23 protein-coding genes are annotated in these 17,761 nt (G+C 70.4%); 10 read left to right on the forward strand and 13 right to left on the reverse strand.

What is annotated here, in order from left to right:
* Window positions 1–41 precede the first annotated feature (41 nt).
* Entirely contained in the window at window positions 42–209 is a 168-nt protein-coding gene (locus tag ABSL23_RS04375; RefSeq protein WP_058984427.1) for a DUF1931 family protein, read from the reverse strand.
* Window positions 210–455: 246 nt separating this feature from the next.
* Between ABSL23_RS04375 and ABSL23_RS04380 the strand changes: the two genes are divergently transcribed.
* Window positions 456–605 (forward strand): hypothetical protein, encoded by a 150-nt coding sequence (locus ABSL23_RS04380; RefSeq protein ID WP_169793417.1) that lies wholly within the window; start codon window positions 456–458, stop codon window positions 603–605.
* A gap of 38 nt (window positions 606–643) precedes the next feature.
* On the forward strand, window positions 644–901 hold the full coding sequence (locus ABSL23_RS04385; RefSeq protein ID WP_353634859.1) for a GIY-YIG nuclease family protein: 258 nt from the start codon (window positions 644–646) through the stop codon (window positions 899–901).
* Here the strand turns inward: ABSL23_RS04385 and ABSL23_RS04390 are convergent, their stop codons facing one another.
* Window positions 902–1,468, reverse strand: coding sequence for an NAD(P)H-dependent oxidoreductase (locus ABSL23_RS04390; protein WP_353634860.1), 567 nt, complete (start codon window positions 1,466–1,468; stop codon window positions 902–904).
* Between the two features lie 104 nt (window positions 1,469–1,572).
* Here ABSL23_RS04390 and ABSL23_RS04395 point away from each other — a divergent pair, with 104 nt between their 5' ends.
* Window positions 1,573–2,943, forward strand: coding sequence for a phosphoglucomutase/phosphomannomutase family protein (locus ABSL23_RS04395; protein ID WP_353634861.1), 1,371 nt, complete (start codon window positions 1,573–1,575; stop codon window positions 2,941–2,943).
* Here ABSL23_RS04395 and ABSL23_RS04400 read toward each other — a convergent pair.
* From ABSL23_RS04400 to ABSL23_RS04410, 3 genes are read right to left on the reverse strand one after another with little or no spacing between them, the layout of a single operon-like run.
* Complete coding sequence (locus ABSL23_RS04400; RefSeq protein ID WP_353634862.1) at window positions 2,935–3,330, reverse strand: GNAT family N-acetyltransferase; 396 nt, start codon at window positions 3,328–3,330, stop codon at window positions 2,935–2,937. The two genes, ABSL23_RS04395 and ABSL23_RS04400, sit on opposite strands and share 9 nt — an antisense overlap.
* A 1-nt stretch (window position 3,331) precedes the next feature.
* Entirely contained in the window at window positions 3,332–3,529 is a 198-nt protein-coding gene (locus ABSL23_RS04405; protein WP_058984431.1) for a ubiquitin-like small modifier protein 2, read from the reverse strand.
* 47 nt (window positions 3,530–3,576) lie between these two features.
* Window positions 3,577–4,635, reverse strand: a complete 1,059-nt coding sequence (locus ABSL23_RS04410) for a polymer-forming cytoskeletal protein (protein ID WP_353634863.1) — start codon at window positions 4,633–4,635, stop codon at window positions 3,577–3,579.
* 146 nt (window positions 4,636–4,781) lie between these two features.
* Here ABSL23_RS04410 and ABSL23_RS04415 point away from each other — a divergent pair, with 146 nt between their 5' ends.
* Both ABSL23_RS04415 and ABSL23_RS04420 read left to right on the forward strand, forming a co-directional pair.
* Window positions 4,782–5,753 carry a replication factor C small subunit gene (locus ABSL23_RS04415; RefSeq protein ID WP_353634864.1) on the forward strand — a complete coding sequence of 324 codons (972 nt, stop codon included), beginning with the start codon at window positions 4,782–4,784 and terminating at the stop codon, window positions 5,751–5,753.
* Window positions 5,754–5,814: 61 nt separating this feature from the next.
* Window positions 5,815–6,129: a hypothetical protein gene (locus ABSL23_RS04420; protein ID WP_353634865.1), complete on the forward strand. Its 315-nt coding sequence runs from the start codon at window positions 5,815–5,817 to the stop codon at window positions 6,127–6,129.
* Here the strand turns inward: ABSL23_RS04420 and ABSL23_RS04425 are convergent.
* The 3 genes from ABSL23_RS04425 to ABSL23_RS04435 are packed head-to-tail and all read right to left on the reverse strand — an operon-like array spanning window position 6,126 to window position 8,935.
* A complete protein-coding gene (locus ABSL23_RS04425; protein WP_353634866.1) occupies window positions 6,126–6,605 on the reverse strand; it encodes a TspO/MBR family protein in 480 nt (159 codons plus the stop codon). The two genes, ABSL23_RS04420 and ABSL23_RS04425, sit on opposite strands and share 4 nt — an antisense overlap.
* Window positions 6,606–6,633: 28 nt before the next feature.
* Window positions 6,634–7,617, reverse strand: coding sequence for a glutathione S-transferase family protein (locus ABSL23_RS04430; protein WP_353634867.1), 984 nt, complete (start codon window positions 7,615–7,617; stop codon window positions 6,634–6,636).
* 58 nt (window positions 7,618–7,675) lie between these two features.
* The gene (locus ABSL23_RS04435; RefSeq protein ID WP_353634868.1) at window positions 7,676–8,935 is read right to left on the reverse strand and encodes a PQQ-binding-like beta-propeller repeat protein; all 1,260 of its coding nucleotides are present in this window, start codon (window positions 8,933–8,935) and stop codon (window positions 7,676–7,678) included.
* Between the two features lie 118 nt (window positions 8,936–9,053).
* Between ABSL23_RS04435 and alaS the strand changes: the two genes are divergently transcribed.
* Together alaS and cysK are read left to right on the forward strand one after the other, a co-directional pair.
* Window positions 9,054–11,837, forward strand: coding sequence for an alanine--tRNA ligase (gene alaS / locus ABSL23_RS04440; protein ID WP_353634869.1), 2,784 nt, complete (start codon window positions 9,054–9,056; stop codon window positions 11,835–11,837).
* A 51-nt stretch (window positions 11,838–11,888) separates the two neighbouring features.
* Window positions 11,889–12,821, forward strand: a complete 933-nt coding sequence (cysK, locus tag ABSL23_RS04445) for a cysteine synthase A (RefSeq protein WP_353634870.1) — start codon at window positions 11,889–11,891, stop codon at window positions 12,819–12,821.
* Here the strand turns inward: cysK and ABSL23_RS04450 are convergent, their stop codons facing one another.
* Entirely contained in the window at window positions 12,822–14,006 is a 1,185-nt protein-coding gene (locus ABSL23_RS04450; RefSeq protein ID WP_353634871.1) for an HD domain-containing protein, read from the reverse strand.
* A gap of 231 nt (window positions 14,007–14,237) precedes the next feature.
* Between ABSL23_RS04450 and ABSL23_RS04455 the strand changes: the two genes are divergently transcribed.
* Complete coding sequence (locus ABSL23_RS04455) at window positions 14,238–14,927, forward strand: type 1 glutamine amidotransferase (protein ID WP_353634872.1); 690 nt, start codon at window positions 14,238–14,240, stop codon at window positions 14,925–14,927.
* Here ABSL23_RS04455 and ABSL23_RS04460 read toward each other — a convergent pair whose 3' ends face one another.
* Window positions 14,928–15,299: a DCC1-like thiol-disulfide oxidoreductase family protein gene (locus ABSL23_RS04460; RefSeq protein WP_353634873.1), complete on the reverse strand. Its 372-nt coding sequence runs from the start codon at window positions 15,297–15,299 to the stop codon at window positions 14,928–14,930.
* A gap of 43 nt (window positions 15,300–15,342) precedes the next feature.
* Window positions 15,343–15,852: a cupin domain-containing protein gene (locus tag ABSL23_RS04465; RefSeq protein ID WP_353634874.1), complete on the reverse strand. Its 510-nt coding sequence runs from the start codon at window positions 15,850–15,852 to the stop codon at window positions 15,343–15,345.
* Window positions 15,853–15,947: 95 nt separating this feature from the next.
* Between ABSL23_RS04465 and ABSL23_RS04470 the strand changes: the two genes are divergently transcribed.
* Entirely contained in the window at window positions 15,948–16,265 is a 318-nt protein-coding gene (locus ABSL23_RS04470; RefSeq protein ID WP_059058003.1) for a ferredoxin family protein, read from the forward strand.
* Between the two features lie 37 nt (window positions 16,266–16,302).
* Here ABSL23_RS04470 and ABSL23_RS04475 read toward each other — a convergent pair whose 3' ends face one another.
* Both ABSL23_RS04475 and ABSL23_RS04480 read right to left on the reverse strand, forming a co-directional pair.
* Window positions 16,303–16,464: a DUF6757 family protein gene (locus ABSL23_RS04475; protein WP_169793418.1), complete on the reverse strand. Its 162-nt coding sequence runs from the start codon at window positions 16,462–16,464 to the stop codon at window positions 16,303–16,305.
* Window positions 16,465–16,525: 61 nt separating this feature from the next.
* Window positions 16,526–17,326, reverse strand: a complete 801-nt coding sequence (locus ABSL23_RS04480) for a PHP domain-containing protein (RefSeq protein WP_353634875.1) — start codon at window positions 17,324–17,326, stop codon at window positions 16,526–16,528.
* A 136-nt stretch (window positions 17,327–17,462) separates the two neighbouring features.
* On the opposite strand from ABSL23_RS04480, the gene ABSL23_RS04485 reads away from it, so the two are divergent.
* On the forward strand, window positions 17,463–17,747 hold the full coding sequence (locus tag ABSL23_RS04485) for a DUF5789 family protein (protein WP_059058007.1): 285 nt from the start codon (window positions 17,463–17,465) through the stop codon (window positions 17,745–17,747).
* Window positions 17,748–17,761: the final 14 nt, after the last annotated feature.

A 17,761-nucleotide genomic window follows, 5' to 3' on the forward strand; every position in this document is an offset into this window, starting at 1 on the left:
GGGGCGTGGCGTCGCAAAAAAACGGAACGGGTCGAACCTCGTTACAGGTCGCGCGGCTGGACGGTCTTGCGACCGTTGGACTCGGCGCGAGCCGCGGCGTCTTCGAGGAGCTCGGAGACTTCTTCGTCGAGCGCCTCGTAGAAGTCGGAGGCAACGTTCTTGTCGTCGAGTTCTTCCTTCACAGCGGCCTTGACGATGAGGTCTGCCATACGACCTGGTTTTTTCTTCGCCTCCTTATAAGGCTTCCCATAATATGCGGCCAGAGCGGCCACTCACGCCTTCCTACAGGGGGCGAGCCCACTGAACGCTGGCCGAACGAGCCTGCGACGGGGCACCCAGCGCGAAGCGCGAACTCTCCTTCGAGTTTGGCGAAATTTTGTTCGAAATTGGGAAAACCCACTTATCGGTGTGCGGCGTACTGACACACACTGGCCGTCGCGCCAGAGACCACGACAATGCCCCGCTGTGACCACTGCGACGCCCACGTCTCCGAGAACTTCGCGCGCGTGTTCGCCGACGAGGACGGCCGCCTCCACGCGTGCCCGAACTGTGCGGCGAACGTCGGCATCGCCGAAGTGTCGAAAGACCGCGCCCGCCGCGCCTGACCGAAACGCAGTCGTTCCCGTGCGCCCTCACTGGGGGCGTGCACTACGTCTACGTGGTGGAGTGCAGCGACGGCACCTACTACACGGGCTACACGACCGACGTCGAGCGCCGCGTCGCCGAGCACGACGCCGGCGACGGCGCGAAGTACACGCGCGGCCGCACCCCCGTCACGCTCCAGTACGTCGAGTCCTTCGAGACGAAGTCCGCGGCGATGAGCCGCGAGTACGAGCTCAAACAGCGCTCGCGCTCGCAGAAAGAGCGACTCGTCGCCCAGCAGGACGACCCGTGGCCGTAGTCAGTTCCGCGGCTCCCGGTCGGCGAGTTCCCAGCGGTACGCGGCGTCCACGACGGCGCTCGCGAGGTCGTCGAGCCGCTGTGCGAGGTCGTCGTCGGTGAGGGCGCCGTCCTCGAAGTACCGCGAGGCGTTCCGTACGCCGACCTGCTCGGCGACCACGTCGGCGTGGACGCCCCGCATCGTGACGCGCAGGTGGTCCAGCGGCGACGCGATGGTGCCGCCGCCCGCCACGACGACGAGGCCGACGGGTGTGTCCTCGTACTCGTCGGAGCCGCAGTAGTCGTGGAAGTTTCGGAACGTCGAGGAGTAGCTGCTGTGGTAGTTCGGCGACCCGACGACGACGGCGTCGGCTTCCCGGACGCGTTCGAGCAGCGCTTCGGCGTCCCCGGCGTCGGCGAGGTCGCGGTCGGGGTCGTACAGCGGCAGGTCGGCGTTCGCGAGGTCGACATGGTCGGTGTCGGCGCCCGCGCGCTCGGCGGCGTCGAGCGCGTGCTCGATTGCCTGCCGCGTGTAGCTGGTGGCGCGTTGGCTGCCGGTGACGCCGACGACCAGCGGTGTGAACTCCATGCGTCCGGGTTCGGCGACCGCCGGTAAAACTCGACGTGGTCGCGCTCGCCGCGCCGACCGCGGGGACCGCAGGGGTTTTGACGCGACGCGGCGACGCTCCGCGCATGGACGCCATCTCCTTCGGGACGGACGGCTGGCGGGCGACGCTGGACGTGTTCACGAGCGGGCGCGTCCGCTCGGTCGCACAGGCTACCGCGGACTACCTCGCCAGCGAGGGCCACACGGGCGAGACGGTCGCGGTCGGCTACGACGCGCGCGAGACGTCGGCGGGGTTCGCGGAGGACGCCGCGGACGTGCTCGCGGCGAACGGCTTCGACGTGCTGCTGCCCGAGCGCGACTGCCCGACGCCGCTGGTCGCGCACGCCATCGTGGAGCGCGACCTCGCGGGCGCGCTGGTCATCACGGCCTCCCACAACCCACCGGAGTACAACGGCGTGAAGTTCATCCCCGAGGACGGCGCGCCCGCGCTCCCGGCGGTCACGGAGGCCATCGAGGCGAACCTCCGCGAGGCAGTCGAGGGCGCGCGGCAGGGCGAGGTCCGCGAGGCCGACCTCGTGACGCCGCACGCCGAGCACTGCCGCGACCTGATAGACGCGGACCTCTCCGGGCTGACCGTGGTGTACGACGCGATGCACGGGAGCGGCCGCGGCGTCACCGACGCCCTGCTGGAGGCCGCCGGCGCGGAGGTGATTCGGGAGCGCTGCGAGCGCGACCCCGAGTTCGGCGGCACGCCCCCGGAGCCCGACGAGGCGAACCTGCAGGGACTCGCGCTCGCCGTCGACGAGCACGACGCGGACTTCGGCGTCGCCAACGACGGGGACGCCGACCGCGTCGCCGTCGTCACGCCCGAGCGCGGCGTCCTCGACGGGAACCGGTTCTACGCGTTCGCGTACGACTACCTCCTCGAAGCCGACACCGGGCCGGCGGTCCGCACGGTCTCGACGACGTTCCTCGTGGACCGCCTCGCCGACGCCCACGACTGCGAGGTCGTGGAGACGCCGGTCGGCTTCAAGTGGGTCGCCGACGCGATGGGCGAGCACGACGCGCTGTTCGGCGGCGAGGAGTCCGGCGGGTACACGATGCGCGGGCACGTCCGCGAGAAGGACGGCGTGCTGATGGCGCTGCTGGCGGCCGCCGCGGCCAGCGAGCGCGACCTCGACGACCGCCTCGACGCCATCGCCGACGAGTTCGGCGACATCCACCAGGACAAGGTGAGCGTGGACTGCCCGGACGACCGCAAGAGCGCGGTGCTGGACGAACTCGAAGACCGCCTGCCCGACGAGGTGGCGGGCGTCCCCGTCGAGCGCGTCAACGACGCGGACGGCTTCAAAATCCTCCTCGAAGACGGCTCGTGGCTGCTCGTCCGGCCCTCCGGCACCGAGCCGAAGATGCGGGTGTACGCGGAAGGCGACAGCCCCGAGCGCGTCGAAGCACTGCTGTCGGCGGGCCGCGACCTCGTCGAACCGCTAGTCTAGAACTCCTCGGTAGCGGTCGCCTCGCTTCTCGCAGTCGAAGCCCAGCGACTCGTAGAACGGCTTCACGCCCGGGTCGAAGTCCGCCGTCAGCGGCGTCCACTCGTCGGCGGCGTGCTCGACGAGCGCGGTGCCGACGCCGTCCGCGCGCCGGCGGCGCCGCACCGCGATTGCTTCGACGTGGGCGCCTGTTTTGCGCTGGTTAGCGACGAGCGCGCCGACGATGCGGTTGTCGTCGTCCGCCACGACGACCGTGCCGGCGTCGATGCGGCGCTGCGCGGTGTCACCGGAGAGTTCGAGGTTCGCGCCGTCGAGCACGCGCATCACGCCGAGGTGGTCGCGGGCCGACGCCCGCCGAACCACGACCCCGCGCGGTCCCGTCGTCGGCACGCTACCCACCCCGGATGAGCCGCAGGACGCGCACGTGCTCGGCGTCGACGGGCTGGTCCTCGGGGACGGGCGTCCCGTCGACCATCACCGAGACCTCGTGGGGGCTCAGCTCGACTGCTTCGAGGAGGTCGGCGTACGTCTCGTCGGTCACGTCGAACTCGTGGGTGTCCTCGCCGACCACCTCGACGGTCACGCGCATGAGCGACAGTAGCCGACGGGCGGCCTTAGGAGCCGCGGTCGCGACGGTCAGGCGGCCGAGTCGTCGTCGCGGCGGCGACGGCGGACGTGCCGGTAGCCGGCGACGGTGAGCCCACCGAGCCCGAACAGGAGGACGACGAACTCGATGAGGGCGCCGAGGAACGGCGCGTAGCTGACGACGTGGACCGCGAGCACGCCGGCGACGAGCGCGAGCCAGCGGCTCTCGCGGTCGGCGAGCCCGAGTAGCCGCGACCCGACGGCGTACGCGCCCCAGACGTACGAGAGCACGAGCACGAGCGCGTAGAGGAACACGCCGACGACGGCGACCGGGATGCCGACGATGGTGAACAACAGCAGGACCAAGGCCAGCGGCGCGCCGACGAGCGCGAGGAAGCCCGCGCCGAGCGTGCGCAGCGGCGCGGTCGCGGTGGCGTCGGCGACGGTCGCGGAGACGCCGGGGAGCGCGACCAGCAAGAGCGCGCCGACGAACAGCGTGACCGCGAGGAAGTACAGCGTCACGAGCCAGCCCGCGACGTCGGGGACGACGGAGTCCTGCATCGAGCCGAGGTCGGGGTCGTGGCGGACCTCGCCGCCGACGGTGGCGCCGTCAGCCCGCGTGAACTCGCCGTCGTAGATGAAGTCGCCGCCGACCGACGCAGTGGAGGCCAGCGTGACGCTGCCCGCGCCGACCCGCACGGACCCGTTGACCGTGCCGGCGTGCGTGAACGAGCCCGCGCCAGCGGTCACGTTCCCGCCGACCACGCCGGTCTCGGTGATGTGGATGCTGCCGGCGGCGGCGTCGACGCCGCCCTCGACGGTGCCGGCGACGCGAATCGACCCGGCGGCGCCGCCGAGGGCGCCGGTGACGGTGCCGGTCTCGGTGACGTCGACGCTGCCGGCGAACGCTTCGAGGTCCCCCTGCACGGTGCCGCGGACGACGACCGTGCCGCCGGTCGCTTGCAGGCCGTCGGTGACGGTCTCGCCTTCCTCGACGACGATGGTGCCGCCGGCCCGGTCGTCGGCGGCGGCGACCCCGGCGAACGTCGAGACGGCGAGGGCCACGACGAGGGCGAACGCGAGCGCGCGGCGGGGGGTGGTGCAGGGCATACGCCTCCTGTCACCCGACACGAACTTAACTCTACTGCGGGTGAGCCGCCGATTCCGGGGGCGTAGCGCGGCTCCGGTGGGGCGCGACGCTCCCAGCCGGTCGCCGTCTCGCGGCCTTTAAGGCCGGGTGGGACCTGCGTGTTCGTATGGCAGACGCCGCCGGCGGTCGGCAGGAAATCTGGGTGGAGAAGTACCGACCACAGCGCCTCGAAGACGTCGTCGGGCACCCCTCGATCACCGAGCGCCTCCAGAGCTACGTCGACCGCGACGACCTCCCGCACCTCCTGTTCGCGGGGCCCGCGGGCACCGGGAAGACCACCGCCAGCATCGCCATCGCCAAGGAGATCTACGGCGACGACTGGCAGGACAACTTCCTCGAACTGAACGCCAGCGACGAGCGCGGCATCGACGTGGTCCGGGACCGCATCAAGGACTTCGCGCGCACGTCGTTCGGCGGCTACGACCACCGCATCATCTTCCTCGACGAGGCGGACGCGCTCACCGACGACGCCCAGTCGGCGCTGCGCCGCACGATGGAGCAGTTCTCCGAGAACACCCGCTTCATCCTCTCCTGTAACTACTCCTCGAAGATCATCGACCCGATTCAGTCCCGGTGTGCGGTGTTCCGGTTCTCGCCCATCGACGACGACGCGGTCGCCGCGCACCTCCGCGACCTCGCGGCCCGCGAGGACCTCGAATACACGGAGGACGGCATCGACGCGCTCGTGTACGCCGCGGACGGCGACATGCGCCGCGCCATCAACGCCCTGCAGGCGGCCTCGGCGACGGGCGACGTGGTGGACGAGGAGACGGTGTTCGCCATCACGGCGACCGCCCGCCCCGAGGAAATCGAGGACATGGTGACGGAGGCCATCGACGGCGACTTCACGGCCGCGCGCTCGACGCTCGACGACCTCATCTCGAACCGCGGGCTCGCCGGCGGCGACATCATCGACCAAGTGCATCGCTCCGTCTGGGAGTTCGACGTCGAGGAGGCGGCCGCGGTCCGGCTGCTGGACCGCCTCGGCGAGGCCGACTACCGCATCGCGGAGGGCGCCAACGAGCGCGTCCAACTGGAGGCGCTGCTCGCTTCAGTCGCGCTGAACGCCGACGAGTAGGACCGCGAGCGCCGGCTCCGGGAACGACAGGGTTCTTCCCGCTGTGCCCGCACGGGCGAGTATGGCGGACCTCACCGAGTACCAAGAGCGGGTCATCAAGACGATTTCGACGCTGGACGACGTGCCGATGGCGCTGTTGTACTACGCGCCCAACGGCCCCGAGATGTTCCTCCAGAACGACCACCGGGACCGCGACGACGTCTCCCCGCACGTCGGCCTGCTGGCGGCGTACGCGATTCAGGTGGCCCAGGACAGCGGCCACGACACCAGCGAGATTCTGCGCGCGGCCGACGACAAGATTCACGAGTGGGCCGAGAAGGGCGTCGCCATCACCGCCGAGGAGCGCGGCGGCCCCGACTTCGACGGCGAGGACTAGTTCAGCGCCCAGAAGCCGTAGTTCAGGTACGCCGCGAACGACACCCACGCGAGGTACGGGACGAGCAGCGCGCCCGCGGCGGGCCGCACCCGGGAGAACGCCGCGAGCGTCGCGACGATACCCACCCAGAGTGCGGCGATGACGGCGAGCCCGCCCGTAATGTTCTGCCCGCCGAAGAAGACCAGCGTCCACGCGACGTTGAGCACGTACTGCGCGACGAACAGCCCGAACGCCAGCGTGCGCCGGCGGCCGCGGCCGTCCCGGAGCACGAGGTAGGCGGCGACGCCGAGCAGCGTGAACAGCGCCGTCCATACCGGCCCGAACACCCAGCCCGGCGGCGCGAGCGCGGGCTGTGCGAGCGTGTCGTACCACGTGCCGCTGCCGGTCGCGGTGACGAGCGCGGGCGAGGCGCCGACGAGGTTGCAGACGACGACGGCGAGCGCGACGCCCGGCAAGTCGTCACGGGAGAGGTCCATACGACGACTTCAGCGGGCAGCCCCTAAACTACTCTTGCAGGTCAGCGGGCGGGCCGCCCGGGAGTTCGTCGCGGTCGTGGGGCGCGAAGAAGTCCGGGTTCGGGCCCGTGGGGACGAGGCGCTTCGGATTGAGGTGGCCGTGGCTGCGGTAGTAGTGCTGTTTGACGTGGTCCATGTGCAGGGTGTCCGCGACACCCGGAAGCTGACAGAGCTCGCGGAGGTACGGCCAGAGGTTGTCGTAGTCGACGATGCGCTTGCGGTTGCACTTGAAGTGCGTGTGGTAGACCTCGTCGAAGCGGTAGAGCGTGGTGAACATCGCGACGTCGGCCTCGGTGAGCACGTCGCCCGCGAGGTAGCGCTGGTCGGCGAGGAGGTCGTCGTAGTGCGCGAGCGCCTCGAAGAGGTCGTCGACGGCGTTGTCGTAGGCGCGCTGGCTGTCCGCGAACCCCGCGCGGTAGACGCCGTTGTTGATGGGGTCGTAGATGTCCTCGATGAGGCGGTCGACCTCGTCCTGGTAGCCCTCGGGGTAGAGGTCCACGTCCCGCGTGGCGTACTCGTCGAAGGCGACGTCGAGCATCCGCATTATCTCCTCGCTCTCGTTGTTCACGATGGTGTCCTCCTCGGTGTCGTAGAGGACGGGCACCGTGACGCGGCCCGTGTACTCGGCGTCGGCGTGCGCGTACACCTCCCGGAGGTAGTCCGAGCCGAACAGGTGGTCGGGGGTGGTTCCGGGCTTGTCGGGGTCGAACTCCCAGCCCTGATCGAACCGGACGGGGTCGACGACGCTCACCGAGACGGCGTCTTCGAGGCCCTTGAGCGCGCGCGTGAGCAGCGTGCGGTGCGCCCACGGGCACGCGTAGGAGACGTAGAGGTGGTATCGCCCGGACTCGGCGGGGACGTCCTCGCCCACCCAGTCGCGGAACGTCGTCTCCTCGCGCTCGAACTCGCCGCTCTCGCCGTGTTCTATCATCTCCTCTTCGGTGCGCCACTCGCCGTCCACCATGCGTCCCATAGGCGGGTAGTGGGGCGCCGGCGGTTTAGCCGTTGAGGGAGTCGGCCCGCCTCGCCGGCTACACGAACGCGCGCACGGAGTTGTCGTACATCGCGCCGGCCTCGTCCTTGATGCAGATGCCGGCGTACAGCACGTCGCCGACGACGATTGGCGCGCCGTACGTGAGGTGGAAGACGTCCTCCGTGAGTTCGAACTGCATCTCTCCAGTCGCGGCGTCGAGCGCGAACAGCGGTTCGCCACCGACGTACAGCGTGCCGCCGCCGACCGCCATCCCCGTCAACTGGGTGCGGTCGCTGGCCGCGCGCCAGTCCTCGTCGCCGGCGTCGTCGTAGGCCACGATGTCGTCGGCAGTGAGGACGAACAGCCGGCCGTTCGCGTACGCCGGACGGGTGTACACCTTCGCGCCCGCGTCCGCCGACCAGCCGCGCTCGCCGTCCGTGGAGACGGTCTGGACGGTGCCGTCGCGGCCGACGACGTGGATGCGGTCGTCGGCGACGATGGGCGCGAACGGGAGCGCGGCCTCGGTGGACAGCGACCACGACAGGTCGCCCGCCTCCGGGTCGAGCGCGTACAGCGCGCCCGACGTCCGGCCGTCGTCGGCGAGATGCGTGGCGGTGACGTAGAGCGTGCCGTCGGCGTACGCGGGCGCCCCGAGAACGTAGCTCCGGGGCGCGTCCGGCACGTCGAAGCGCCAGCCGCGCTCGCCGGTGGCGGGGTCAAGCGCCTGCACGTAGCCGCGTTCGGCTTCTTTGGCCGCGACGTAGAGCCGGTCGCCGTCGTGAGTGACGGTGGACGTGACCGGGAGGTTCGTGCGCCACTGCTGGCTGCCGTCCGCGGGGTCGAGCGCGCGCACGGAGCCGGGGAGGTCGGTGTTGACGCCGCCGGACTCCTTGGCGACGACGAACAGCCGGCCGTCGCGGTGCGTAGGCGGGTACTGGTGGGGAAGCGCGCCGAGGTCAGTGTCCCACTCGGGGTCGCCCGTCTCGGCGTCGAACGCCCACGTGGACTCGCCGCTGCCGACGAACAGCCGGCCGCCCGCGACCGCGGGCTCGCGGAGCGTGTAGATGCCGTCCACGGCCCCCTCCCAGACTTTCGTCGGGTCGCCGCCGACGCCGCCGGCGGCCGGATTGTGACCGGTGTGGGTCGGCGTGTAGCCGTACGTCGACCAGCCGGCGTCGCCGGTCAGCGAGATGCGGGACTGGGACTCCGTGGTCGGCTGGGAGGGCTGGGGGGCGTCGGCGGGCGCGGTGCAGCCGGCGGCCGCCGCCGCGCCGAGCGCGCCGAGGAAGGCGCGCCGCGAGAACCGGCCGTGTGTCATGCCAACACTGTTGTCAGGGGGTTGCCGTAAGGCTATCGCTCGCCCCGAACCCACCGAATTCGGGGCCGCGAGCCAGCCCCGGAACTGTTTTACTCGTCGGTCGGCCACCATACTGGTAATGAGCGACCTCGAGTCGGAGTACCGCCTCGACTACTTCGAGGAGGAGGACTTCCAGCGACGGGAGTGCACGGAGTGCGGGGCGCACTTCTGGACGCGCGACCCCGAGCGCGAAACGTGCGGCGAACCCCCCTGCGAGGACTACCAGTTCATCGACGACCCCGGGTTCGACGACGAGTACACCTTAGAGGAGATGCGCGAGCGGTTCCTCTCCTTTTTCGAGGCCCACGACCACGAGCGCATCGACCCGTACCCGGTCGCGGCGAACCGGTGGCGCGACGACGTGCTACTGACGCAGGCCTCCATCTACGACTTCCAGCCGCTGGTGACCTCCGGGCAGACGCCGCCGCCCGCCAACCCCCTCACCGTCAGCCAGCCCTGCATCCGGATGCAGGACATCGACAACGTCGGGAAGACGGGCCGGCACACGATGGCGTTCGAGATGATGGCCCACCACGCGTTCAACACGCGCGAGGACGCCGACGAGGAGTACGCCTACGAGGGCGAGGTGTACTGGAAGGACGAGACGGTCCAGTACTGCGACGAGTTCTTCGTGGACATGGGCGTGGACCCGCAGGACGTCACGTACATCGAGGACCCGTGGGTCGGCGGCGGCAACGCTGGCCCGGCTTTCGAGGTCATCTACAAGGGCGCGGAGCTGGCGACGCTGGTCTTCATGTCGATGGAGCAGGACCCCGACGGCGACTACGAGATGAAGGACGGCAACCGCTACAGCCCGATGGACACGTACGTCGTGGACACCGGCTACGGGCTGGAGCGGTGGACGTGGGTGAGTCAGGGCACTCCGACTGTCTACGAGGCTATCTACCCGGAGACCATCGAGTTCCTGAAAGCGCAGGCGGGCATCGAGCACACCGAGGAGGAGGAGCAGCTCGTCCACCGCGCGGCGAAGCTCGCGGGCCACCTCGACATCGACGAGGCCGAGGACATCGAGGCGGCGCGGGACAACATCGCCGACCAGCTCGGCGTCGAGACCGAGCGGCTACTGGACCTGCTGCGCCCGCTCGAAGATATCTACGCCATCGCGGACCACTCCCGGACGCTGGCGTACATGTTCGGTGACGGCATCGTGCCGTCGAACGTCGGCACCGGCTACCTCGCGCGCATGGTCCTCCGGCGCACGAAGCGCCTCGTGGACAACGTCGGCGCGGACGTGCCGCTGGACGAGCTCGTGGACATGCAGGCCGAGCGCCTCGACTACGAGAACCGCGACACCATCCGCTCCATCGTCCGCTCGGAGGTCGAGAAGTACGCCGAAACGCTGGAGCGCGGCGGCCGGAAGGTCCGCCAGCTCGCCGAGGAGTACGCCGAGCGCGGCGAGCCCATCCCGGCCAGCGAGCTCATCGAGCTGTACGACTCCCACGGCATCCAGCCGGACATGGTCGAGGACATCGCAAGCGAAGTCGGCGCGACCGTGGACGCGCCCGACGACTTCTACTCGCTGGTCGCCGAGCGCCACGACTCCGCGGAGACCCTCGAAACCGACGACAGCGAGGACGAGCGCCTCGACGACCTCCCGGAGACGGAGGCGCTGTACTACGACGACCCCTACCGGTCGGAGTTCGAGGCGGTCGTGCTGGACGTCTTCGAGCGCGAGGAAGACGGCGAGGAGGTGTACGACGTGGTGCTCGACCAGACGATGTTCTACGCCGAGGGCGGCGGCCAGCCCGCCGACCACGGCACGCTCTCGACGGACGACCAGTCCGTCGAAGTGGTGGACGTCCAGAAGCGCGACGACGTGGTCCTCCACCGCACGACCGACGACCCCGGGAAGGGCGAGTTCGTGCGCGGGCAGATAGACATGGAGCGCCGCGAGCGCCTGATGGCCCACCACACGGCGACCCACGTGGTCGTCCACGCCGCCCGCCGGGTGCTCGGCGAGCACGTCCGGCAGGCCGGCGCGCAGAAGGGCACCGACAGCTCCCGCATCGACATCCGGCACTACGAGCGCATCGACCGCGAGACGGCCAAGCGCATCGAGCGCGTCGCCAACGAGGTCGTCCGCGAGAACACGAGCGTGCAGCGCGAGTGGCCCCACCGCCACGAGGCCGAGGAGAAGTACGGCTTCGACCTCTATCAGGGCGGGATTCCCGCCGGGGAGAACATCCGCCTGATTCACGTCGGCGAGGACGTGCAGGCCTGCGGCGGGACGCACGTCAACCGCACGGGCGAAATCGGCGCCATCAAGCTGCTGAACACCGAGCGCGTGCAGGACGGCGTCGAGCGGCTGACGTTCGCCGCGGGCGAGGCCGCCGTCGAGCACGTCCAGGACCTCGAAGACGACCTGCTGGCGACCGCGGAGACGTTCGACGTGGCGCCCTCGGAGGTGCCGGAGACCGCCGAGCGCTTCTTCACGGAGTGGAAGGAGCGCGGGAAGACCATCGAGGACCTCAAGGAGCAGGTCGCCGAGGCCCGCGCGTCGGGCGGCGGCGACGGCGAGGAAGTGGAAGTCGGTGACGTCACGGCGGTTGTCCAGCGACTCGACGGCGACATGGACGAGCTACAGGCGACCGCGAACGCGCTCGTCGAGGAGGGCAAGATTGCGGTCGTCGGCTCCGGGGCCGACGGCGCGCAGTTCGTCGTCGCGGTGCCGGACGGCGCGCCCGTGAACGCCGGCGAGGTCGTCGGCGAGCTCGCGAGCATGGTCGGCGGCGGCGGCGGCGGTCCGCCGGACTTCGCGCAGGGCGGCGGCCCCGACGCCGACAAGCTCGACGAGGCGTTAGAGGCCGCGCCCGAGATTCTGCGGGAAGTCGCGAGCGCGTAGCGAACGTCTTCGGCGGACGGCTCTTTCTGGCGGCGGTGGTAGGTCCAGAGGATGCAGGCACAGACGACACTCGAAGACGGCGACGTGGCATCGTCGGTCGGCGAACTAATCGGCGAGACGCCGCTGTTGCGGCTGGACGCGTTCGCACAGAACCTCCTCGGGAAGGTCGAGTCCGCGAACCCGTACTCGGTGAAAGACCGCATCGCCCGCGAGATGCTGGACGACGCCGAGGACGCCGGCGACCTCGAACCCGGCGGGACCGTGGTGGCCTCGACCAGCGGGAACACGGGCATCGGGCTGGCGTCGGTCGCGGCCGCGCGGGACTACGACTGCGTGCTGACGATGCCGGCGTCGATGTCCGAGGAGCGGCGCGCGCTCCTGTCCGCGCTCGGCGCGGACCTCGAACTCACGCCCGCCGACGAGGGGATGGGCGGCGCGAACGAGCGCGCCGCGGAGCTCGCTGACGAGCACGAGAACGCGATACTCGCGCGGCAGTTCGAGAACCCCGCGAACGCCCGCGCGCACCGCCGGACGACCGGCGCGGAGATCTACGAGAAGACCGGCGGCGCGGTCGATGCAGTGGTCGCGGGCGTCGGCACGGGCGGCACCATCACGGGCGTCGGCCGCTACCTCACCGAAGACAAAGATGCGGACGTGACGATGGTCGGCGTCGAACCCGAGGCGTCGCCGACGCTCTCCGAGCGCAGCAGCGCCAGCCACGACATCCAGGGCATCGGGCCGGGGTTCCTCCCGGACGTGCTGGACACGGACGTCGTGGACGAAGTGCGGGGCGTCGGGAACGAGGAAGCGAAGGAAGCCGCCAGACGCGTCGCCCGCGAGGAGGGCCTGCTCGTGGGCATCTCCGCGGGCGCGGCGGTCGCGGCGGCCGCCGAGTACGCCCGCGAGCACCCCGAGGAGGTGACCGTCGCGGTGCTCCCGGACGGCGGCGAGCGCTACCTCTCGACGGACCTCTACGAGGCCTGACTACTGCTCGGTGGTGTCGCCGACGTCGTCGAGGCCGAGCACGCGCTCGGCGGCCGCGGCGACCTCGGGGACGTGTTCGTCGGGCGCGTAGACGCCGAAGCGCCACTGGACGCGCTGGGACTCCTGCAGGCCCTGCACGAGCGGGGACTGCTGGTCGAGCGGGCGGAGTTCGTCGCCGACGACGACGCGCGCGGAGGACTCGGGCATCGACGGGTGGCCGGGGTTGTCCACGACGACCTCGCCGTCGGGGACGCCGGCGGTATCGGCAATCTCGCGCTCGAACTCGCGGACGGTCTCGTAGTCGGCGTCCACGACGTCGCCGGGGACGGCACCCCGTTCGGCCCAGACGGCGCGCTTGTAGAGGTCTCGTTCGGTGATGCGGCGGGCGGCGTCGGCGGTGGCGTCGTGCTCGCGGAGCGCGCCCAGCAGTTCGGCGTCGGTCATGCGCGCGAACGCCTCGGCGTCGATGGCGGCAGCGTCGAGGAGGCGCTCGCCCGCGCGGTCCAGCATCGTCCCGGCGATGCGGGAGACGTGGTGGCGGTAGACGGTGGCGTTCATCAGCGCGCGCCCCACCAGCAGCGATTCCGCGGTGGCGACGTTGCCCTCGGCGAGCACGAGGTCGTCGCCGCGGAACGTGAGCGCGCGCAGCAGCCGGCCGTAGTCGATGGTGCCGTAGGGGACGCCGGTGTGGTGGGCGTCCCGCACGAGGTAGTCCATCCGGTCCACGTCTAGCTCCCCGGCGACCAACTGGCCGAGTTTGCCGTCGCCGCGGACGGTGGCGGCGACCCGCTCGGGGTCGAGGCCGTGGTCGCGGAGTACAGCCCCGATATCGCCGTCCACGAGGAGGTGGGCGACGTCGTCGTGGTGGCGGCCGAGGTGGCGCTGGATGATGCCCTCGGTCTGGTGGCCGTAGGGGCCGTGGCCGACGTCGTGGAGGAGCGCGGCGGCGCGCACGGTGTCGGCGCGCGCGCCGGTGACGTCAAGGTGGGCGAGCGCGCGGTCCGCGAGGTGGTAGACGCCAAGGGAGTGCTCGAAGCGCGTGTGGTTCGCGGAGGGGTAGACGAGCCGAATCGTCGAGAGCTGCTTGATGTGGCGCAGGCGCTGGACGGCGGGCGTGTCCAGCAGGGCTTCGGCGACGCCCTCAACCTCCACCCAGTCGTGAACGCTGTCCTTGATGGCGCGCATCCTACCTTCGAGGAGGGAGCGAGCCCACCAAAGGTGGTTCGGAGACGCCCCGAACGTTTGCGCCGTTCCGTAGAGTTATGTTCTATCGCGTTAGTTGTTACCACGCAGCGAATAGCACAGTCCAACCACCGGCGGGAGAGGCGGAGACGGCCTGTCATCCCCGTCTCCGACGTCGCGACAGGACGTGTGAGCGCCGAAACGCCTTTTGACCGCGGACGACTTCCAACGACCATGAGTCGGCCACGCGTCGCGTTACTGAACGCGGCCCACGACCCCACGAACACGACGCGGAACTTCCGCCGCGAACTCGACGCGGAGCTCGTGGAGTTCCACGCCGCCGACGGCGACCTCCCCGACAGCCACGACTACGACGGTGTGGTCGTGACGGGGTCGCGGTCGTCGGTGTACTGGGACGAGGACTGGATCGACCCGCTCGTGGCGCACGTCGCGGACTGCCACGACGCGGGCGTCCCCGTCCTCGGGGTCTGTTTCGGCCACCAGGTCGTCGCGGCGGCGCTGGGCGGGCGCGTCGACGACATGGGCGAGTACGAAATCGGCTACCGGAGCGTCGAGCGCGTCGCCGACGACCCGCTGTTCGACGGCATCGGCGAGACGTTCACCGCGTTCACGACGCACTCGGACGCGGTCGTGGAGCTGCCGCCGGGCGCGCAGCTGCTCGCGGAGAACGACTACGGCGTCCACGCGTTCCGGCTCGGCGAGTCGGTGGGCGTGCAGTTCCACCCCGAGTACGACACCGAGACCGCCGCGGACGTCACCACGCGGAAGGACGACCTCGCCGACGAGCGCAAACAGGACGTGTTAGACGGCATCACGCCGGAGAACTACGCCGCGGCCTGCGAGGCGAAGCGGCTGTTCGAGAACTTCACGCAGTCGCTGGTCCAGCCGAAGGCCGCGGACTGACTACTGGCGGGCGGGCGGCTCGTCGCGGACGATTTTCCCGAGGAGGTCGCGGTTGTCCGCGCCCCAGCGGTAGAGGTGCTCGCGGAGGTCCACGTAGCCCGGCACCTCGTGGAGCGCGCCGAAGACCGGCGCGAGCACCGGGAAGTCGTGGACGAGCGTGCGCTCGATGGCAGCGCCCGCGGAGTAGACGGCGTCGTCGGTGAGCAGGTGCGCGGAGCGCTCGTAGTCGGCGGGGAGGCGCGCGAGCTGGTCGGGGGAGAGCTCGGAGAACCCCACGATTTCGACGTCGCCGTGACGCTCGGCGAAGTGCGCACACCACGTGCAGAACCCGCAGTCGTCGTCGAAGACGAGACGGGGCGGATGCTCGGTCATGCCCGCGACTACGAACCGGGGGACAAGAAAGCCGTCGGCCGCGTCAGTCGAAGCGCCCAGTGACCGCGCCGCAGGCCTCGCAGACGGCGCGAATCTCGCTGTGGTCGTCCGCGAGCTCGATTTCCTGGGTGGTCGTCTCGCCGCAGTCCTCGCACTCGCGGAGAATCTCGGTGTCGCCGGCGTCCTGGGGCGCGCCGACGGCGAGCGCGCGCACGCGCTCGTCGCCGCGGTTGACGCCGCGCTGGAACTCGCCCGGCCCGAAGCGCACGAGCTCGCCCGCGCTCACTTCGACTTCCTCGGTGCTGGCGGGCTCCTCGTCGGGGTCGGCGGCCTGCTGGACGTCCAGCGTCTCGAAGGTGACTGTCCCGTCGAGCACGTGGAATATCTCCTCCTGGTTCTGGTGGCTGTGGAGGCCGTAGGAGAAGCTGTCGCCGGCGTCCAGTTCGTAGTAGTTGAGCGCGGCGTCGGCGACGCCGAGCGCGTCCGTCAGCGGGACGTTGTGGTCGGCGGGCCCCATCCGGGAGTCGAGGTCGTCGAGGCGGACGTGTCGCATGGACGGTGGGACGCCGCGAGTTCGGATAAGCCTGACTCGACGCCGCGAACGTGATACCCGCGGGGTTGATACTGCCGGGCGCCCGACTCGTGGGTATGGCAATCGACCCGCAGTTCACGGAGAACCGCGAGCAGGTGGACACGCACAAGGGCCACGACGTCTGGGGCCCCGTCGAGGAACCCGAGAAGCTCGGGATTCACGGCACGCACGTCGCCGTCGACTTCGACATCTGTCTGGCGGACGGCGCCTGCCTCGAAGACTGCCCCGTGGACGTCTTCGAGTGGGTGGAGACGCCCGGCCACCCGGAGTCCGAGAAGAAGGCCGACCCGGCCAACGAGACCCAGTGCATCGACTGCATGCTCTGCGTGGACGTCTGTCCGGTGGACGCGATAGACGTGGACGCGAGCCGATAAGGAGGACTCGTTGGGCGGGCGGGACCGCTGGGGGACGCTACGACCGTTCGATTTCGAGCTGCTCTCGGAGCTGCTGGAGGGCCTCGTTGTCGGAAAGCTCGTCGAGCCGCTCCTGGAAGTGCTCCTCGCAGACGCCGACCTTCAGGCCGCCCTTCTCGACGGTGAGGTCCGCGTCCCGGTCGCAGTAGTGACACTGCATACGCCTCCTTTGGGCCCACAGCTACCTGAACCTCACGGCACCGGCACGCGCCCGTCAGCGCTCAGAGTTGCACGCGGACGTCGGCGTAGGCGGCCTCGTCGAGGCCCTCGACGCCGAGTTCGCGGCCGTGGGCGTCGGTCCCGCCGGTCGCAAGGAGGTCGTGCTCGTCGATGGCGGCCGCGACGAGCGCGCGGCCGTCGTCGGCGGGGTCGTCGCCGACCGGCCGGTCGTAGGGGTAGTGGAGTTCGACGGCGTCGAGCGCGTCACAGCGCGCGAGCGCGGCCTCCGGGTCGGGGTAGCGGAGTGGGTGTGCGAGGCCGACGACGCCGCAGGCGTCGGTGAGCAGTTCGACGCCGGTCTCGAAGTCGGGGACGTCGCGGGCGACGAAGCAGGGACCGTCGTTGCCGATGAGGTCCGCGAACACCGCGTCGGGCGTCTCGTAGTCGGTGTCGGGGTGGGCGACGACGCTGCGGGCGACGTGCGGGCGGCCCAGTCCCTCGCGGGGTTCGACGTCGAGCGTGACGCCGAGTTCGCTTTCGACGTTCTCGATGATGGCGCGGCCGCGGGCGACGCGGTCGCGCTGGATGCGCTCGGTCTCGGCGACGAGGTCGTCGGTGGGGGTGACGCCGTAGCCGAGGAGGTCGAGGCGCTGGTCGCCGGCCTCGACGCGGAGTTCGATGCCGGCGACGACCTCGACGCCGCCGCGCTCCTCGACGGGCGCGCGGAAGCCGGGGTGGACTCGGTCGTGGTCGGTGACCGCGACGGCGCTGACGCCGGCTTCGCGGGCGGCCGCGGGCACCTCGTCGAGCGTGAGCGTGCCGTCGGAGTGCTGCGTGTGGACGTGGAGGTCCGCGTAGACCATACGTAGAGGGCGGGTCGCCGCCACCTAAACGAACTGGTGTGACTCGTCGTGGGATACAATGCCCCTTAGACAAATTAAATTCTTCACTATCGTTCATGGGTAACGTACTTGTGTGTCGTGAAAGTTCGTGATGTTGATGACACTCCGAGAGACCGCCGACGTCCTCGCGTCGCAGAGCTACCCGCTGACCGCCGACGAGCTGGCCGACCGAATCGGGGACCACGAGCTCTCCCACCCCGACGGCTCCGAGAGCCTCGAATCCGTCATCGAGCGCACCGGCGAGTCGCGCTTCGAGGACGCACAGGACGCGACGTTCGCGGTGTACAGCGCGCTCGACGCCGGGGCGGTCGGCCGAGTCGGGTACAGCGACCGCGACCCCACGCCGATGGGGACGGACGGTCCCGGGCAAGTGTCGTTCTGACCGCGCGATACCTG

This window comes from Halobacterium sp. NMX12-1, assembly GCF_040435975.1.
Lineage (GTDB): Archaea > Halobacteriota > Halobacteria > Halobacteriales > Halobacteriaceae > Halobacterium > Halobacterium hubeiense.

Bases quoted from the DNA above. Each gene is read 5' to 3' on its own strand.
- ABSL23_RS04375 (WP_058984427.1), bottom strand. From the start codon at position 209: ATGGCAGACCTCATCGTCAAGGCCGCTGTGAAGGAAGAACTCGACGAC.
- ABSL23_RS04380 (WP_169793417.1), top strand. From the start codon at position 456: ATGCCCCGCTGTGACCACTGCGACGCCCACGTCTCCGAGAACTTCGCG.
- ABSL23_RS04390 (WP_353634860.1), bottom strand. From the start codon at position 1,468: ATGGAGTTCACACCGCTGGTCGTCGGCGTCACCGGCAGCCAACGCGCC.
- ABSL23_RS04395 (WP_353634861.1), top strand. From the start codon at position 1,573: ATGGACGCCATCTCCTTCGGGACGGACGGCTGGCGGGCGACGCTGGAC.
- ABSL23_RS04405 (WP_058984431.1), bottom strand. From the start codon at position 3,529: ATGCGCGTGACCGTCGAGGTGGTCGGCGAGGACACCCACGAGTTCGAC.
- ABSL23_RS04410 (WP_353634863.1), bottom strand. From the start codon at position 4,635: ATGCCCTGCACCACCCCCCGCCGCGCGCTCGCGTTCGCCCTCGTCGTG.
- ABSL23_RS04415 (WP_353634864.1), top strand. From the start codon at position 4,782: ATGGCAGACGCCGCCGGCGGTCGGCAGGAAATCTGGGTGGAGAAGTAC.
- ABSL23_RS04420 (WP_353634865.1), top strand. From the start codon at position 5,815: ATGGCGGACCTCACCGAGTACCAAGAGCGGGTCATCAAGACGATTTCG.
- ABSL23_RS04425 (WP_353634866.1), bottom strand. From the start codon at position 6,605: ATGGACCTCTCCCGTGACGACTTGCCGGGCGTCGCGCTCGCCGTCGTC.
- ABSL23_RS04430 (WP_353634867.1), bottom strand. From the start codon at position 7,617: ATGGGACGCATGGTGGACGGCGAGTGGCGCACCGAAGAGGAGATGATA.
- ABSL23_RS04435 (WP_353634868.1), bottom strand. From the start codon at position 8,935: ATGACACACGGCCGGTTCTCGCGGCGCGCCTTCCTCGGCGCGCTCGGC.
- alaS (WP_353634869.1), top strand. From the start codon at position 9,054: ATGAGCGACCTCGAGTCGGAGTACCGCCTCGACTACTTCGAGGAGGAG.
- cysK (WP_353634870.1), top strand. From the start codon at position 11,889: ATGCAGGCACAGACGACACTCGAAGACGGCGACGTGGCATCGTCGGTC.
- ABSL23_RS04450 (WP_353634871.1), bottom strand. From the start codon at position 14,006: ATGCGCGCCATCAAGGACAGCGTTCACGACTGGGTGGAGGTTGAGGGC.
- ABSL23_RS04455 (WP_353634872.1), top strand. From the start codon at position 14,238: ATGAGTCGGCCACGCGTCGCGTTACTGAACGCGGCCCACGACCCCACG.
- ABSL23_RS04460 (WP_353634873.1), bottom strand. From the start codon at position 15,299: ATGACCGAGCATCCGCCCCGTCTCGTCTTCGACGACGACTGCGGGTTC.
- ABSL23_RS04465 (WP_353634874.1), bottom strand. From the start codon at position 15,852: ATGCGACACGTCCGCCTCGACGACCTCGACTCCCGGATGGGGCCCGCC.
- ABSL23_RS04470 (WP_059058003.1), top strand. From the start codon at position 15,948: ATGGCAATCGACCCGCAGTTCACGGAGAACCGCGAGCAGGTGGACACG.
- ABSL23_RS04475 (WP_169793418.1), bottom strand. From the start codon at position 16,464: ATGCAGTGTCACTACTGCGACCGGGACGCGGACCTCACCGTCGAGAAG.
- ABSL23_RS04480 (WP_353634875.1), bottom strand. From the start codon at position 17,326: ATGGTCTACGCGGACCTCCACGTCCACACGCAGCACTCCGACGGCACG.
- ABSL23_RS04485 (WP_059058007.1), top strand. From the start codon at position 17,463: ATGACACTCCGAGAGACCGCCGACGTCCTCGCGTCGCAGAGCTACCCG.